General features: G+C 72.8%; 12 protein-coding genes. 5 read left to right on the top strand and 7 right to left on the bottom strand.

Annotation, left to right across the window (positions count from 1 at the left end):
• Nucleotides 1-44: 44 nt before the first annotated feature.
• The 5 genes from ACIQMJ_RS28750 to ACIQMJ_RS28770 form a co-directional block, all read right to left on the bottom strand.
• The gene (locus tag ACIQMJ_RS28750) at nucleotides 45-1,394 is read right to left on the bottom strand and encodes an ABC transporter substrate-binding protein (RefSeq protein ID WP_499764126.1); all 1,350 of its coding nucleotides are present in this window, start codon (nucleotides 1,392-1,394) and stop codon (nucleotides 45-47) included.
• 32 nt (nucleotides 1,395-1,426) lie between these two features.
• A complete protein-coding gene (locus ACIQMJ_RS28755) occupies nucleotides 1,427-2,296 on the bottom strand; it encodes a carbohydrate ABC transporter permease (RefSeq protein WP_499764127.1) in 870 nt (289 codons plus the stop codon).
• A gap of 5 nt (nucleotides 2,297-2,301) precedes the next feature.
• Nucleotides 2,302-3,219, bottom strand: a complete 918-nt coding sequence (locus tag ACIQMJ_RS28760; protein WP_499764128.1) for a carbohydrate ABC transporter permease — start codon at nucleotides 3,217-3,219, stop codon at nucleotides 2,302-2,304.
• Between the two features lie 105 nt (nucleotides 3,220-3,324).
• A complete protein-coding gene (locus ACIQMJ_RS28765; RefSeq protein ID WP_499764129.1) occupies nucleotides 3,325-4,668 on the bottom strand; it encodes a BNR repeat-containing protein in 1,344 nt (447 codons plus the stop codon).
• Nucleotides 4,669-4,689: 21 nt separating this feature from the next.
• On the bottom strand, nucleotides 4,690-6,729 hold the full coding sequence (locus ACIQMJ_RS28770) for an RICIN domain-containing protein (RefSeq protein WP_499764130.1): 2,040 nt from the start codon (nucleotides 6,727-6,729) through the stop codon (nucleotides 4,690-4,692).
• 168 nt (nucleotides 6,730-6,897) lie between these two features.
• Between ACIQMJ_RS28770 and ACIQMJ_RS28775 the strand changes: the two genes are divergently transcribed.
• A complete protein-coding gene (locus tag ACIQMJ_RS28775; RefSeq protein WP_499764142.1) occupies nucleotides 6,898-7,863 on the top strand; it encodes a sugar kinase in 966 nt (321 codons plus the stop codon).
• Nucleotides 7,864-7,968: 105 nt separating this feature from the next.
• Here the strand turns inward: ACIQMJ_RS28775 and ACIQMJ_RS28780 are convergent, their stop codons facing one another.
• Entirely contained in the window at nucleotides 7,969-9,045 is a 1,077-nt protein-coding gene (locus ACIQMJ_RS28780; protein ID WP_499764131.1) for a LacI family DNA-binding transcriptional regulator, read from the bottom strand.
• A gap of 141 nt (nucleotides 9,046-9,186) precedes the next feature.
• Between ACIQMJ_RS28780 and kduI the strand changes: the two genes are divergently transcribed.
• A complete protein-coding gene (kduI, locus tag ACIQMJ_RS28785) occupies nucleotides 9,187-10,017 on the top strand; it encodes a 5-dehydro-4-deoxy-D-glucuronate isomerase (protein WP_499764132.1) in 831 nt (276 codons plus the stop codon).
• Entirely contained in the window at nucleotides 10,014-10,784 is a 771-nt protein-coding gene (locus ACIQMJ_RS28790; RefSeq protein ID WP_499764133.1) for an SDR family oxidoreductase, read from the top strand. The genes kduI and ACIQMJ_RS28790 overlap by 4 nt, the downstream gene beginning before the upstream one ends.
• A gap of 3 nt (nucleotides 10,785-10,787) precedes the next feature.
• Here ACIQMJ_RS28790 and ACIQMJ_RS28795 read toward each other — a convergent pair whose 3' ends face one another.
• Complete coding sequence (locus ACIQMJ_RS28795) at nucleotides 10,788-11,945, bottom strand: LacI family DNA-binding transcriptional regulator (protein ID WP_499764134.1); 1,158 nt, start codon at nucleotides 11,943-11,945, stop codon at nucleotides 10,788-10,790.
• A gap of 198 nt (nucleotides 11,946-12,143) precedes the next feature.
• Here ACIQMJ_RS28795 and ACIQMJ_RS28800 point away from each other — a divergent pair, with 198 nt between their 5' ends.
• Nucleotides 12,144-14,099, top strand: coding sequence for a DUF2264 domain-containing protein (locus ACIQMJ_RS28800; protein ID WP_499764135.1), 1,956 nt, complete (start codon nucleotides 12,144-12,146; stop codon nucleotides 14,097-14,099).
• Between the two features lie 68 nt (nucleotides 14,100-14,167).
• Entirely contained in the window at nucleotides 14,168-15,475 is a 1,308-nt protein-coding gene (locus ACIQMJ_RS28805) for an ABC transporter substrate-binding protein (protein WP_499764136.1), read from the top strand.
• Nucleotides 15,476-15,593: the final 118 nt, after the last annotated feature.

Here is a 15,593-nt window from a genome sequence, read left to right on the forward strand (position 1 = left end):
GGTGGGGTGGCGGGGCGGCCGGGCCCGGCCGTCCCGCCGTCGGGTCAACCGGTCGTGACCGTGAAGCCCTGCTGGTTGCCGTAGTCGGCCAGCGCCTTCTGCCAGTCGGCCAGCCCGGTGTCCAGCGCCGTGCCGTCGGCGTAGGACTTGCCGACCGTGTCGCCGAAGATGCTGTTGGCGTAGAGCTGGTAGGGCAGGTAGCTCCAGCCCGGCACGACCTGGCCGGCCGCGGCGGTGAGGGTCTGGTTGATCTGCTGACCGCCGAAGTAGGCGGAGGTCTTGTCCTTGAACGCGGGGGAGTCGAGGTCCGCCTTCGTCGCGGGGAAGCCACCGCTCTCCAGGAACGGCTTGACGCCGTTGCCGTTGTTGAGCCAGCGCACGAAGCCGGCCGCGAGCGCGGGGTTGGCGCTCTGCTTGAGCACGGACTGGCCGCCGCCGCCGTTCTCCGCGGTGATCGGCGTGCCGCCGTCGTAGGTGGGCATCGGCGCGACGGCCCACTTGCCCGCGCCGTCCTTGACCGAGGACTCCAGCACGCCGGGCATCCACGCGCCGGTCACCAGCGTGGCGATCGTGCCGTCACCCAGCGCCTTGTACCAGGCGTCCGACCAGCCGGGGATGGAGGAGACGAGCTTCTTCTCCACCAGCTGGTTCCAGGTGGAGGTCCACTTCCTGACCCCGTCGTCCCGGAGGTCGATCTTGACGTTCTTGCCGTCGGTGGTGAACGGCTTGCCGCCGGCCTGCCAGATCATGCTGGTGGCGAAGCCCGCGTCACCGGTGTCCGAGGTGATGTACTTGGTCGGGTCGGCGGCGTGCAGCTTCTCCGCCGCGGCGACGTACTCGGCCCACGTCCTGGGCACCGCGATGCCGTGCTGGTCGAAGAGCTGCTTGTTGTAGAACAGGGCCATGGGGCCGGAGTCCTGGGGCAGGCCGTACAGGCCGCCGCCGACCTTGGCGGAGTTCCACGTCGAGGGCGTGTAGTCGTCCTGGAAGTCGCCGAACCCGTACTGGCCGAGGTCGACCAGCGCACCGGTCATGGCGAACTGGGGCAGCGCCTGGTACTCCACCTGCGCCACGTCGGGCGCGCCGGAACCGGCCTTGATGGCGTTCTGCAGCTTGGTGTAGTGGTCGTTGCCGGTGCCCGCGTTGACGTAGTTGACCTTGACGTTGGGGAACTCCTGCTGGAACGCCGCGACCTGGGCCTTCGCCGACGGGGTCCAGCTCCAGTAGGTGAGCTCGCCGCCCGCCTTCAGCGCCGCGTCGACCGCGTCCTGCGTGCCGGTGGCGCCACCTCCGGGCGCGGTGCCGCCGTCGCCGGAGGAGCAGGCGGAGAGCGCGGTGGCGAGGAGGGTGGCCAGGACTGCGGCCACCTGGCGGCGGCGCCTGGTGGGTGACATGGGTGGAGTCCTTTCGCGGCGGTGGGGGGGGACTACTGCTTGACGCTGCCCGCGGTCAGCCCCGACTGCCAGAAGCGCTGGAGCAGCAGGAACGCGACGACGAGCGGGACGATGGTGAGGACCGAGCCGGTGATCACCAGGTGGTAGATCGGCTGCGCGCCGACGCCGGAAGCCTGCGCGCTCCACTGGTTGAGGCCGACGGTCAGCGGGTACCAGTCGGGCTCGCTGAGCATGATCAGCGGGAGGAAGTAGTTGTTCCAGGTGGACACCACGGCGAACAGGGCGACGGTGACGACGCCGGGCAGCAGCAGCCGCAGCGTGACCGTGAAGAAGATCCGCAGCTCGCCCGCGCCGTCGATGCGGGCCGCCTCGAGCAGCTCGTCGGGCACCGCCTCGGTGGTGTAGGTCCACACCAGGTACAGGCCGAACGGGCTGACCAGCGACGGGATGATGATCGCCCACGGGGTGTTGGTCAGCCCCAGCTCGCTGAACATCAGGAACGTCGGCACCGCCAGCGCCGTGCCCGGGACGGCGATCGCGCCCAGCAGCACCGCGAACACCGCGCGCCTGCCCCGGAACCGGTACTTGGCCAGGCCGTAGCCCGCGGCCGTGGCCAGCGCCGTCGCGCCGCCCGCGCCCACGACGACGTAGAGCAGCGTGTTGCCCAGCCAGCGCAGGAAGATGCCGTTGTCGTGCGTGAACGTCTGCGCGATGTTGTCCAGCAGCGCGAACGTGCCGCCGAACGCCAGGCCCGACGTGGACAGCAGGTCCTGCTGGGTCTTGGTGGCGCTGATCAGCAGCCACGCCAGCGGCACCAGCGTGTAGAGCAGGTACAGCGCCATGACGGCGGTCAGCACCGGCGACTTGCGCGGCTTGAGCGCGGAACGGGTCGTGGTCGCCATGGGGTTCACGCGCCCTTCCGGGAGCCGCGCAGCTGCACGACGTAGGCGATGATCGCGGTGAAGACGCCCATGACGATCGCGACGGTGGCCGAGTAGTCGTACTGCTGGCCGCCGAACGAGAGGTTGTAGGCGTACATGTTCGGTGTGTAGAAGGTGCTGATCGCGTTGGGCGCCAACGACCGCAGGATGTTCGGCTCGTTGAACAGCTGGAAGCTGCCGATGATCGAGAAGATGGTGGCGATCACCAGCGCGCCGCGGATCGCGGGCAGCTTGATGCTCACCACCGTGCGCAACGCCCCGGCGCCGTCGATGGCCGCGGCCTCGTACAGGTCGCCCGGCACGACCTTGAGCGCCGAGTACAGGATCAGCATGTTGTAGCCGACGAACTCCCAGGTGACGATGTTGCCGATGGAGGCGAGGACCCAGTCTCCGGACAACGGCTCGACCACCCGCCGCCCCAGCCACTCGTTGAGGTCCGCGGCCAGGCCGAAGTGGTCGCCGTAGAGGAAGCCCCACATCAACGCCGCCACGACCCCGGGCACCGCGTACGGCAGGAAGATCACGATCCGGAAGAACCCGGCCGCGTGCAGCCGGGCGCTGTCGATGGCCAGCGCGGCGACCAGCGCCAGCCCCAGCATGACCGGCACCTGCACGACCAGGAACAGCAGCACCCGCAGGAACGACTCCCAGAACTTGCCGTCCGCCAGCACCGCCGCGTAGTTGTCCAGCCCGACGAACTGCGTGCCGCCGAAGAACACCTGCTCGCGGAACAGGCTCAGCCAGAGCGCGTAGGCGACCGGCGCCAGGAAGACCAGGGCGAACACGACCAGGAACGGCGCGACGAACAGCCAGCCGCGGCGGTCGACGCGCCGACGGCGAGCCGGCCGCGGCGAAGCCTGTACCGGCGTCGAGCTGGACGTCATCGTCACTCCTGAAGACCGGCGGCGGGATGTTAACGCAAACATCGGCGGGCACATGTTTACGCAAACATTCGGCGGTCCGCAAGACTCGGTCCGGTAACTCTCCCGTCACGGGAGCCGGAAGTCCGCCACGCGGATCGGGGACGGCGTGGTGCCGGTCGACGCCTGCTGGTACTGCACGGACAGCACGCCGTCGACGGCGATGCGGCTCGTGTCCACGTTGACCTCGCCGAACGCCCGCAGCGACGTCGGCGTGAACAGCGTCGCCCAGTCGGTCCAGCCGCTCGCCCGGCTCGCGGCCACGATCAGCCCCCGCGGCATCACCAGGTAGGCGTTGTCCCAGCGGTCGAAGGCGAGTTTCGTCCGTTGCGTGCTGTTCGGGGGGACGGGGACCTCGCGCTTGGTCCACGTGCCGTCCACGAGGGTGAGGTGGAAGGTGCGGGCGAACCGCGCACGCTGCGCGGAGTAGTCCGAGACGCGGGGGACGAGCCGTTCCGGGACGCAGCTGATCACCACGTGGGGCGTGCCGGTCGAGTCGACGCCCTGGCTCTCCTGGTTCATCAGCGCGTGGTCGGGGCCCAGGTGGTCGATCAGGGTGCCGGGGGAGGAGACGTGCACCGGAGTGCCGCCCGTGGTGGCGACGACGGTGCCCGCGCTCGTGCGCCACGTCCGGCCGCGGTCGTCGCTGCGGACGTAGCCGGTGTCGTGGTTGGCCAGGCCGCCGGGGGCGCACAGCACGCCGCTGTCGCCCTCGCGCCACGTGAACGCGGCGTGCAGGCGGCCGGCCCGGTCGTAGTCCAGCCCGTGCAGGTACATGTTGCGGGTGGTGGACACGACGCCGTTGGGCCCGGTGTAGTCGCCCACCGCGGAACTCCACGCGCCCAGCCGCGTCCAGGCCCCGTCGCGGTACTCGGCCAGCTCGTTGACGCCGTTGCCGGAGCACCCGGTGCGGTAGCCGAGCTGGAGGTCGCCCTCGGGCGTGGCGACGAACTGCGGGTACGTCACCTCGCCCAGCTCGACGCCGTCCAGCGTCCGCCGCACCGGCCCGAACGCGGCTGAGGTCCAGGGCAGCGGTGACGTGGTGAGCCCGGCGACCGACTTCACGTAGAACACGCGGTTGTCGTGCGTGTCCATCGCGACGTGCAGCGTGCCGTCCCGCGGGCAGGCGCCGAGCGAGATCACGTTGTGCGAGTCGTCCACGCGCAACCGGTGCGGCAGCACGACGTGCTCCCACTCCCCGCCGAGCGGCCTGCGCGCCACCACGGCGTTGCGGCTGGAGGTGTACCACGCGGCGTACTGGTGCCCGGCGTGGGTGAGGATCGCGTCCCGCTGGAACGAGTTGTTGTTGACCACGCCGTCGTAGGACACGAAGAACAGCGCGGCGGGGTCCAACGAGGTGTCGGACACCAAGGTCGCGGTGGGTCCGGTCGCTCGCCCGGTGTCCGACACCATCGTCACTCCTCCGATCGGTGGTCAGCCCGCGCGCGGGGTCCGGTCGACCACCGCCCACCGCTGGTTCGAGCCCGAGGTGGCCGCGTACACGCCCACCCGCGCGCCCACGCCGGTGGCCTGACCCGCCACGTCGACCAGCTTGCCCGTGGCGGCGTTGACCAACGTGTAGGTGCCGTCACCCGTGGTCGAGGTGATCCACTGGGCGGCCGGGTCGGCGCCCGTGCCCTCTTCGAGCACCAGGGTGCCGCCGCGCTCGGCCAGCCGCTTGCCGCTCGCCGCGTGGCGGACGGTGTGGCGCTCCCGGTTGCCGACGCCGGTGGTCACCCGCTCCACGTGCCACCGCGCGTCGGCCTGGTCCACCGCGCCGAGCACCACCGAGGCGCCGTCCGCGGCCGGCACCAGCGGCTTGCCGCTCTGCACGCCGGTCAACGCGTAGACGTGGCCCGGCTGCACCAGAGCCGCGTCCGCCGCGACGCCACCCACACCGTCGACCACGAACGTGGTCACCGACTTGGCGGGCACGGTGAGCGTGGCCGAGCGGTCCGCCGCCAGCCGGACCGGCTTGCCGCGCACCAGGGCGCCGGCGGCGTCGGTCACCACCGGGGTCACCGAGGCGTTGGGGTCGAACGCGCCGAAGCGCGACAGGTCGAGCGTCACGGCCCGCTGCTCGGCGGTGGTGTTGACGTGCACGACCGAGGCGGAGTCACCGTCGGCCGAGACGGCGGCCAGGCTCGCCGTGTCGTCCACCTTCACGACCCGGTCGCCCGGTCGCACGAAGTGGGTGAAGTTGCGGATGGTGTGGAACTTGGTGTTGGTGCGGATCGGGCACGTCGTCGGCGTCGCGTCGGCCGCGCAGTCGAACGGGACCTGGACCGCGCCCCAGTTCTTGCCCGCCGCGGCCTGCGGGTTGTAGTCCTCGATCGCCTGCCACAGCAGCCACGCGGACGGCTCCAGCTCGCGCATGTCGTTCACGATCCGCTCGGCGATGCCCAGTCCCGGCTCCATGCTGGTGAAGCTCTGCCCGGAGCCCCACGTGCCGTCCACCTCGCTCATCCACAGCGGCTTGTCCGCGCCCTTGGCGATGTCGCGCGCGGACGTGCGGTGACCGGTGCCGTAGGTGTGCACGTTGAGCTGGTCGACCGCGGCCTTCGCCTGGTCGCCGTAGCCGTTCCAGTTGGTGCGGAAGGTGGTCGGGCTGGTCTCGTCCATCGCGGACAGCCGGGCGTCGAGCGCCGAGGCGTCCAGCGCCTCGCGGAGGGCGAGGACCACGCTCTGCTGGAGCGCCGGGCCGGCGTGCGCGCCTTCCTGCCGACCGCCGGTGGGTTGGCCGTCGGGGCCGAGCTGGGTGCCCCAGTAGTTCGTGTTGGGCTCGTTGAGGGGGTCGATGGTGTCGAACCGGATGCCGTGGGTCCGCTCGATGTGCTCGGAGACCCGGACCAGGTAGGTGGCGAAGTCGTCCACCCGGTCGGCGCGGATCTGGTCGGCGGACGCGTCGAACCCGCCCGAGACGTACCCGCTGACGGTCTGGAACCACGGCGGCGAGTTGCTGAACGCCTCCCAGCGCGTCACCTTCGCCTTGATCCGGTCGACCCACCAGCGCTGGTTCGCGTCGGCGGCCCAGTTCCAGTGCGCCGGGTCGTCCGGGTTCCACCAGTCGACGTCCGCGCGCGTGGTGCCGGCGGGGGCGCGCCAGAAGCCCTCCATCGTCGCGCCGACCTTCATGTAGTCGTCGCGCACGTCGGGGGCGTTGCCGCCGCCGATGTTGTAGCGGGCGATGTTGAGCCGCAGGCCGTCCTCGCCGAACAGCAGGGCGGCCAGGCGGTTGCGGATGGCGTCGGGGTAGCCGCCGGTGGCGTTGGCGAACCAGACGAGGCTCGTGCCCCAGCCCTCGAACGCGGGCTGCTGGTAGGACGGGTCGGGGCGCACGGTCACCGCCGCGGCGGCGTGCGCGTCCTGCGCGCCGGCCGTCGACGGGTGCGTGGCGCTCAGGGCGGCGACGACCAGGGCGGACAGCCCGATGGCGGTCAGCCGGCGACCGCGGCGTGCTCGGCGGGGGTTCATCGTCGTTGATCTCCTCTGCGGTGTTCGGACCTACCCGGGCAGGTGGAACGGGAGAGCAAGCGGGTGCCGACCGAGCATGTGCGATCGTTTTAGTCGGGTCAAGCACTATTTCTTCGTTTACGATCGTTTCGCGTGCGTTCGGACCCTGAAGGAGTCGAAGTGGTCGCGGTGCTGTGCGTGGGAGAGACCATGGCCGTGTTCACGCCCGCGGAAACCGGCCCGCCCGAGGAGGTCCGGACGTGGGTGCGGGGTGTCGGTGGGGCGGAGTCGAACGTGGCCTGCGCCCTGGCGGCGCTCGGCGTGGAGGTCGGCTGGGTGAGCGCCGTGGGCGACGACCCGTTCGGGCGGGCGGTCGTCGCGTCCGTGGCCGGGGCGGGCGTGGACGTCTCGCACGTGCGGGTGGATCCCGGACGGCCCACCGGGCTCTACGTCAAGGAGGCGGGCGAGGCGGGCAGCACCGCGCGCTACTACCGCGCCGGCTCGGCCGCGTCCGCGCTCGGGCCGGAGGTGGTCGAGGACCTCGACCTGGACGCGGTGGCGCACGTGCACCTCACCGGCATCACGGCCGCGTTGTCGCCGTCCTGCCTCGCGCTCGTGCACGCCCTGCTGGACCACCCCGGCGTCCGGACGTCGTTCGACGTGAACTGGCGTCCCGCGTTGTGGGGCTCGTCGGGACCGGACGTGCTGCGCGACCTGGCCGCCAAGGCGGACGTGGTGCTGGTGGGCGACGACGAGGCCGAGGCGTTGTGGGGCGTGTCCGAGCCGCTTGCCGTGCGCGAGGTGCTGCCGGCGCCCGGGACGCTGGTGGTCAAGCAGGGCGCGGTCGGCGCGACCGTGATCGAGGCGGGCGCCGCGCCGGTGTTCGAGCCCGCGCTGGCGGTGGACGTGGTGGAGCCGGTCGGCGCGGGGGACGCGTTCGCCGCCGGGTTCCTGGCCGCGACCCTGTCCGGGGAACCGCCCGCGCGCCGCCTGCGTTCCGGCCACCTGGCCGCCGCGGGGGCGTTGTGCACGCTGTCCGACGTGGCCGTGCCGCTGCCGGCGGCCGACGTGGCGCGGCTCTTGGCGGCCGATCCGGCGGACTGGGCGGCGGCCCGGGTCAGCGCGGCGGGGGTCGGCGCGGCGGGGGTGCGCTGACCTGCGGCTCCTGTGCCGAGCGTTGAACTCGGGTGTTCCGAACGTAGGACACGGTGGACGCGAACGTAGGACTCACGGGGCCTGGAGGTTCGACTCTCGCGGGGGTCAGAGGGCGGCGGTGGAGGCGCGTTCGAGCAGTTCGGAGCTGAGGACGACCCGGCGGACGGGGCGGTCGGGGCCCTGGTCCAGGCGGTCGAGCACGAGGTGCACCGCGGTGCTGCCCACGGCGTACTTGGGCGGGCGCATGGCGGTCAGCGGCGGGTGGGCGAAGCGGGCGACCTCGTCGTCGTAGGCCACCACCGACAGGTCGGCGGGCACCCGGATGCCGCGCTCCTCGGCGCGCTGCACCAGCGACACCGCCTCCCGGTCCGAGTGCACGACCAGCGCGGTGGCGCGGTGCTCGGCGCACAGGTCCAGCACCCGGTCGACGTCGACCGCCCAGCCCGGCTCGTGGTAGGCCGCGACCAGGGCCTCGGGGGCCGGGGACAGGCCGAGGTCGGTCATCGCCCGGTGCCAGCCGTCGCGGATCTGGCCGGACGTCGGGCTGCCGGTGCTGATCGCGAGCCCGATGCCGCGGTGGCCCTGGGCGTGCAGGTGGCGCACGGCGAGGTCCGCGCCCGAGGTGTGGTCGGTGCGCACCGACTCGACGTGCTGCCGGTACGGGCCGGTGACCGCGGACCGCTCGACCAGCACGACCGGCACCGGCAGGGCGGTCAGCCACGCGACCAGCTCCTCGGCCTCGGGCCCGCGGGTCGGTGGCGCGACCAGCAGCGCGTCGACCGCGCCGCTGCCGATCATCCACTCCACCTGGTGGCGCACGTCGTCCACCTGGTACGACGCGCCGCGCAGCACGAGCCGGGCGCGCCGCTCGTGCGCGGTGTCCTGCGCGCCGCGGATGACCTCGGGCCAGTAGTAGTCCAGCGACGGCACGACCATCCCGATCGCGGGCGTGGTGTCCGGGTCGTCCGGCTCGGCGGCGACGAGCCGGACGCCGCCGTGCACGCGTTCCACCAGACCTTCGGCGGCCAGGTCGTTCACGTCCCGTCGCACGGTCACCGGCGTGACGCCCATGGCGCGGGCGATGTGCGTGATGCGCACGACGCCCTGGCCCTCCAGGTGCTCCAGCAGCCACTGCCGTCGGGCGGCGGGCAGCATCACGCCCTTGGCCTCCGGTTTGTCCATGACCGACTGCTCGCCTCGCCGTCCTGATCGAAACTGATCGTAACAAGCAAACTGTACAGTCTTGCCCTTACTTTGTGTCTGAGATTGACTGTTTCTGACTGACCAGTGGCGAAACGATCCGACGGAAGGAAGGCGACGCACGTGGAGCAGCGCTACGCGACCGCGCCGCAGCAGGTGCCGTCCATGAGCACGGACGACCTGAGGCGGCACTACCTGGTCGAAGACCTGTTCGCCGCCGACGAGGTGCGTGCGGTCCACAGCCACCACGACCGGGTCGTGCTGGTGGGCGCGCTGCCGCGCACCGCGCCCCTGCGCCTGCCGGGGTTCGCGGAGATCCGGGCGGAGCGCTTCTTCGACCGCCGCGAGGCCGGGATCGTCAACGTGGGCGGACCGGGCACGGTGACCGTCGACGGCACCGAGCACCGGCTGGAGCCGACCGCGTGCCTCTACGTCGGCCGGGGCGCCGAGGACGTGGTGTTCGCGTCCGACGACGAGTCCGCGCCCGCCGCGTTCTACCTGTTCTCCGCGCCCGCCCACACCGCTTACCCGACGGTGCTGGTGGGGCCGGACGGCGGCACCGTCCGCGAGCTGGGCGACCCGCTGACCTCCAACCGGCGCACGCTGACCCAGTACATCCACGAGAACGGCGTGCGCAGCTGCCAGGTCGTGATGGGCGTGACCACGCTGCACCCCGGCAGCATGTGGAACACCATGCCCGCGCACACCCACGAGCGCCGCATGGAGGTCTACCTCTACTTCGGCCTGCCCGAGGACGCCCGCGTGGTGCACCTGCTCGGCGAGCCGACCGAGACCCGGCACCTGGTCGTGGCCGACCGCCAGGCGGTGATCTCGCCGCCGTGGTCGGTGCACAGCGGCGTGGGCACGGCCGCGTACAGCTTCGTGTGGGCGATGGCGGGGGAGAACCAGGCGTTCGACGACATGGACCCGCACCCCGCGGCGGCGCTGCGATGACGCCGGAGGTCGCCGGCCTGCTCGACCTGACCGGCAGGACCGCCGCGGTCACCGGCGCGAGCCGGGGCATCGGGCTGGCCGTGGCCCGGCTGCTGGCCGCCGCGGGCGCCGACGTGATCGGTGTCAGCGCGTCCCTGCCGGAGGGTGACAGCCCGGTCCGGGCCGCGGTCGAGGCCGAGGGGCGCGCGTTCACGCCGGTGCGCACCGACCTGTCCGACCACCGGCAGGTGGCCGAGCTGGGCGCGCTGCTGGCCGCGCGGGAGGTGGACGTGCTGGTCAACAACGGCGGCACGATCCGCCGCGCGCCGGCCGCCGAGCACGCCGACGCCGACTTCGACCACGTGCTCGACGTCAACCTGCGCGCCACCTGGACGCTGTCGCGCGACGTCGGCCGGGCGATGCTGGCCCGCGGCTCCGGCCGGATCGTCAACATCGCGTCGATGCTGAGCTTCCAGGGCGGGATCACCGTGCCCGGGTACACCGCCTCGAAGTCAGCCGTGGCGGGCCTGACCAAGGCCCTGGCCAACGAGTGGGCGCACCGCGGCGTCAACGTCAACGCTGTAGCGCCCGGCTACGTCACCACCGACAACACCGACGCCCTGCGCGCGGACCCGGACCGCAGCCGGTCCATCCTGGAGCGCATCCCGGCCGGGCGCTGGGCCGAGCCCGAGGACGTCGCGGGCGCGGTGCTGTTCCTGTGCTCCCGCGCGGCCGACTACGTCCACGGCGTCGTGCTGCCGGTCGACGGCGGCTGGTTGGCGAGGTGACGCTCAGCCGGGCGGCGGGACCGTCGAGCCGCGCACGCGCAGGGACGGGGCGATCACCACGCGGTGCGCCGGGCGGTCCGGGTCGTGCAGCCGCGCGGCGAGCAGGGACACCGCCGCCCGGCCGATGGAGCGCCGCGCCGGGCGCACGGCGGTCAGCGGCGGCGTGAACAGCGCCGCCACCTCGTCGTCGTAGGCCACCACCGACAACCCGGACGGCACCTGGACACCGCGCTGCTCGGCGCGCTGGACCAGGGCCATCGCCTCGCTGTCGGCGTGCACCAGCACCGCCGTGGTGCCGGTGGCGGCCACGCCGTCCAGCACGTCGTCCAGGGCGGTGTCCCACCCCGGCGTGCCGGGCGCGGGCACGGAGGTGTCCACGGTGGACCGCGGGTCGAGGCCGGTCTCGGCGCACGCGTCCAGCCAGCCCCGGTGCACGTGCGGCGACGTGGGGCTGTTCGCGCTGGTCACCACGCCGACCTTGCGGTGCCCCAGGGACACGAGGTGGTGCACGGCCATGGACGCGCCCAGGGCGTGGTCGGACACCACGGACTCCACGACGGCCTGGCGCGGTCCGGCGGTCGCGACCCGCTCGACCAGCACGACCGGGGTGTCGATGGTGCTCAGCCACTCGATGGTCGCCGCCGCGGACGGCGCGGTCAGGCTGGGCGCGGCGATCAGCCCGCACACGTCCTCGTTGTCCAGCAGCCGCTCCAGCTGGGGGCGGTCGTCGGCGCTGCCGTAGGAGGACCCGCGCAGCAGGATGCCCAGGCCCTGGGCGGCGGCTTCCTCCTCCGCGCCGCGGACCACCTCCGGCCAGTAGTAGTCGAGGGAGGGGACGAGCATGCCCGCCGCGCCGAGGTGCGTGGGTTCCGGCGCGACCGGTAAGGGCTGCACGCCCGGCGGCAGGAACTCGGCGGTCGGGAGGGTCGCGCCGCCGTGCACCCGGCGCAGCAGCCCTTCGCCGTCCAGGTGGGCGATGTCGCGGCGCAGCGTCACGGCGGTGACGCCCATTCTCTCGCTGAGGTCGGAGATGCGGACCACGCCGTCGCGGTGCAGCGCTTCCAGGATCGACGCGCGCCGCTTGGCCGCCAGCGTGCGGCTCTCGGCGCTCACCGCGTGGCCGCCACCGGCCGCACCGTCCCCCATGCGCGCTCTCGTCACCGCGCGTCCTCCCGTCGTTGATCGTGGCCCCAATTATGTGGGCGGCCCGTCGCGGCACCCGACGGCGACAGGCCGGTCCTGTGAGTCTTGACACGATCGGTCCTGCACGTATTTACTGCTTAACAGGCAAAGCGATCAAAAACGAAAGCAACTGTGCACCATTTGATCGAACGCCTTCGACGCTGAAGGACGAGTCACATGTCACCGGAACCCCTCCCGAGGACAGCCGCACCGCACCCGCGAGCCGGGTGGACCCGTGCCGACTGGGCCGCCGCGGCCGACGCCGTGCTGCGCGCCGTGCGCCCGTTCGCCTCGCCGGGCCGCGCGCGGATCACGTTGCCGGGTCCGGCCGGCGGGTACGGGACCGATGTGGACGGCCTGGAGGGTTTCGCCCGGACGTTCCTGCTCGCGGGGTTCCGGATCGCCGGTGAGCGCGGCGCGGACCCTGACAACCTGACCGAGTTCTACGCCGAGGGGATCGCGACCGGCACGGACCCGGCCGCGCCGGACCGGTGGGTGCGGCTGGACGAGCACCCGCAGGCGAAGGTGGAGGCCGCTTCGCTGGCGCTGGCCCTGGACCTGACCCGCCCGTGGCTGTGGGACCGGCTGGACCCGGCCGTGCAGGAGCGGGTGGTCGCCTACCTGGCCCCGGCGGTCGGCGATCCGACGTACCCGCGGATCAACTGGGTGTGGTTCCGGTTGGTGGTGCAGGCGTTCCTGCGGTCGGTCGGCGGTCCCTGGTCGGCGTCCGACGTCGAGGAGGACCTCGCCACGCACGACGGGTTCCTGCGCGAGGACGGCTGGATGGCCGACGGCCAGGAGCGCGCGTTCGACCACTACGTGGGGTGGGCGCTGCACGTCTACCCACAGCTGTGGGCGCGGATGGAAGGTGCGGCCGGGTTCGCCGAGGCGCGCCGCGAGCGGGACACCGCGCTGCTCGACCGGTTCCTGCTCGACGCGGTCCGGCTGGTCGGCGCGGACGGCTCGCCGCTGGTGCAGGGCCGCAGCCTGACCTACCGGTTCGCCGCCGCGGCCCCGTTCTGGGTGGGCGCGCTCGCCGAGGTCCCCTCCACCCCGCCCGGCGTCCTGCGCCGTGCCGCCTCGGCGGTGGTGCGCCACTTCGTCGACCGCGGCGCACCCGACGAGCAGGGCCTGCTGACCCTGGGCTGGCACGGCTCCTGGCCGCGGATCGCGCAGTCGTACTCGGGCCCGGGGTCGCCGTACTGGGCGGTCAAGGGGATGCTCGGGCTGGCGCTGCCCGCCGACCACCCCGTGTGGGCGGCCGAGGAGCTGCCGCTGCCGGTCGAGCGGGGTGACTACGTGCGCGCGATCAGGGCCCCGGGCTGGCTGGTCAGCGGCACGGCCGCGGACGGCGTGGTCCGGGTCGTCAACCACGGCACCGACCACGCGCGACCCGGTGACACCAGGGGCGACTCCCCGCTCTACGCGCGCTACGGCTACTCCACCGCGACCAGCCCGCTGCTCGACCACGAGAGCTGGACCGACCCGCACGACCAGGCCGTGGTGCTGCTCGACGCCGGAGGTCGGGCCACGCACCGGTCCGGCATGGACGTCGGCCCGGTCGAGGTGGTCGACGCCGACGGCGTCGCGGTGGGCGTGGGGTCCTCGTCCGGCGTCGTGCGGTGGTTGGAGCCCGACGACGTCCAGCAGGGGCACGGCTCCGGCTGGACGGGCCGCCACCACGACGCCGGCACCGTCACCGCGCACTCGTTGGTCCGCGGCCCGTGGGAGGTGCGCCTGGTCCGGGTGGACGACGTCGCCGCGGACCGCCCGCCCGCGGCGCTGCGGCTGTCCGGCTGGCCCGTGGCCGGCGCGGAGGTGCTCTCCACCGAACCCCCGTGCGTCCGAGGCGTCGGCGGAACGCGGTCGAAGCTCACCGTCCTGTCGGGACGGACCACCGACTCGGGCGTGTCCACGCACGAGGACGCCGGCCCGCTCGGGCCCGTCGCCGCGGTCCCGTGGGCCCGGTGCCCCGTCGTGCCCGGCGAGTGGACCGCCGCCCTGCTCGAACTGACCCGCGACGCCGGGTCCTGGTCCGTCGACCCCGACGTCCGGCTCACCCGCGACGGATCGACGACCTGGGTCACCACCCGGTGGCCCGACGGCGCGCGGACCCGCGTCGCGCTGCCCTGACCGCCCGCGACGCCACCCGCGCTCGCCCACCCCTCCGGCCCGTGGCTCTACCAGGAAGTGAAGGAACCATGCAACGCAGCAGGTACTCCCGACGTACCGTCCTCGCCGCCTCCGTCGCCGCCCTCTCGCTCGTCGCCACCGCCTGCGGCTCCGACGCGCCCGCCGACAGCGGCGGCCCGGTCACGCTGACGATGAGCGCGTGGAGCATGAAGACCACGCCCGAGTTCGCCAAGCTCGCCGAGGCGTTCCAGGCGCAGAACCCGGACGTGAAGATCGAGTTCAAGGAGTACGACGCCACCAACTACGACACCCAGCTGACCGCGGACCTGGCCGCGGGCAGCGCGCCCGACCTGTACGTGCTCAAGAACCTCAAGAACTTCATCACCTACCAGGCGGGCGAGCAGCTGCTCGACGTCTCCGACGTCGCGGGTGACCTCGGCGACAAGGTCAACGGCCTGGGCAACTACAAGGTGGACGGCGTCACGTACGCCGTGCCCTACCGCCAGGACTCCTGGTACCTCTACTACAACAAGGACCTCTTCACCGCGGCCGGCGTGACGCCGCCCAGCGAGGCGTGGACCTGGGCCGAGTACGAGAAGGCGGTGGCCGACCTGGCGGCCGGGCTGAAGACGGCGGGCTCCCCGGCCAAGGCCGCCTACCAGCACACCTGGCAGTCCACCGTGCAGGGCCTGGCGCTGGCCCAGACGCCGGGCGCCGACCTCAAGAGCGGTGACTACGGTTACCTCGCGCCCTACTACAAGCGTGCGCTGGCACAGCAGAAGGCCGGTGCCCAGGTGGACTTCGGCACGGCCACCACGAACACGTTGCAGTACCAGGCTCAGTTCGGCACGCAGCAGGCCGCGACGATGCTGATGGGCAGCTGGTACGTGGCGACCCTCATCGCGCAGCAGAAGAAGGGCGACGCGCAGTCGTTCCAGTGGGGCTTCGCGCCCGCGCCGCAGCCCGACGCGTCCACCAAGGACAAGCCGATCACCTTCGGCGACCCGACCGGCCTCGGCGTCAACGCCGCCATCGACGAGGGGAAGACCGCGGCCGCCAAGAAGTTCCTGACCTTCGTCGCGGGCGAGGGCGGCGCGACCGCGCTGGCGGGCATCGGCATCACGCCCGCGACGCTGACCGACCCGGTGGTGCAGGCGTACTTCGGCGTGCAGGGCGTGCCGGGCGACGAGCTGTCCCGGTTCTCCTTCACCACGCACGACACCCGTGCGGAGAACCCCGTCTCGCCGCAGACCGCGGCGTTGCAGAACATCCTCCAGGAGACCCACTCGGCGATCATGTCCGAGAGCACGCCGGTGGAGGAGGCCCTGACCAAGGCGGGCGAGCGGGCGCGCAGCGAGGTCCTGGAGTCCAAGTGAGCACCGGGCGCGGGGGCCGCGCCCCCGGGCCCCCCCCCCCCCCCCCCCCCCCCCCCCCCCCCCACCCCCAACCCCCCCCCCCCCCAACCCCACCCCCCCCCCCCCCCGCGCCGGGCGC

Origin of the sequence: Actinosynnema sp. NPDC091369 (assembly GCF_044757065.1) — a bacterium.
In the GTDB taxonomy this organism is placed as follows: Bacteria; Actinomycetota; Actinomycetes; order Mycobacteriales; family Pseudonocardiaceae; genus Actinosynnema.

Excerpts from the sequence above, each read along its gene's own strand:
- ACIQMJ_RS28750 (WP_499764126.1), bottom strand. The coding sequence starts at position 1,394 with ATGTCACCCACCAGGCGCCGCCGCCAGGTGGCCGCAGTCCTGGCCACC.
- ACIQMJ_RS28755 (WP_499764127.1), bottom strand. The coding sequence starts at position 2,296 with ATGGCGACCACGACCCGTTCCGCGCTCAAGCCGCGCAAGTCGCCGGTG.
- ACIQMJ_RS28760 (WP_499764128.1), bottom strand. The coding sequence starts at position 3,219 with ATGACGTCCAGCTCGACGCCGGTACAGGCTTCGCCGCGGCCGGCTCGC.
- ACIQMJ_RS28765 (WP_499764129.1), bottom strand. The coding sequence starts at position 4,668 with ATGGTGTCGGACACCGGGCGAGCGACCGGACCCACCGCGACCTTGGTG.
- ACIQMJ_RS28770 (WP_499764130.1), bottom strand. The coding sequence starts at position 6,729 with ATGAACCCCCGCCGAGCACGCCGCGGTCGCCGGCTGACCGCCATCGGG.
- ACIQMJ_RS28780 (WP_499764131.1), bottom strand. The coding sequence starts at position 9,045 with ATGGACAAACCGGAGGCCAAGGGCGTGATGCTGCCCGCCGCCCGACGG.
- ACIQMJ_RS28790 (WP_499764133.1), top strand. The coding sequence starts at position 10,014 with ATGACGCCGGAGGTCGCCGGCCTGCTCGACCTGACCGGCAGGACCGCC.
- ACIQMJ_RS28800 (WP_499764135.1), top strand. The coding sequence starts at position 12,144 with ATGTCACCGGAACCCCTCCCGAGGACAGCCGCACCGCACCCGCGAGCC.
- ACIQMJ_RS28805 (WP_499764136.1), top strand. The coding sequence starts at position 14,168 with ATGCAACGCAGCAGGTACTCCCGACGTACCGTCCTCGCCGCCTCCGTC.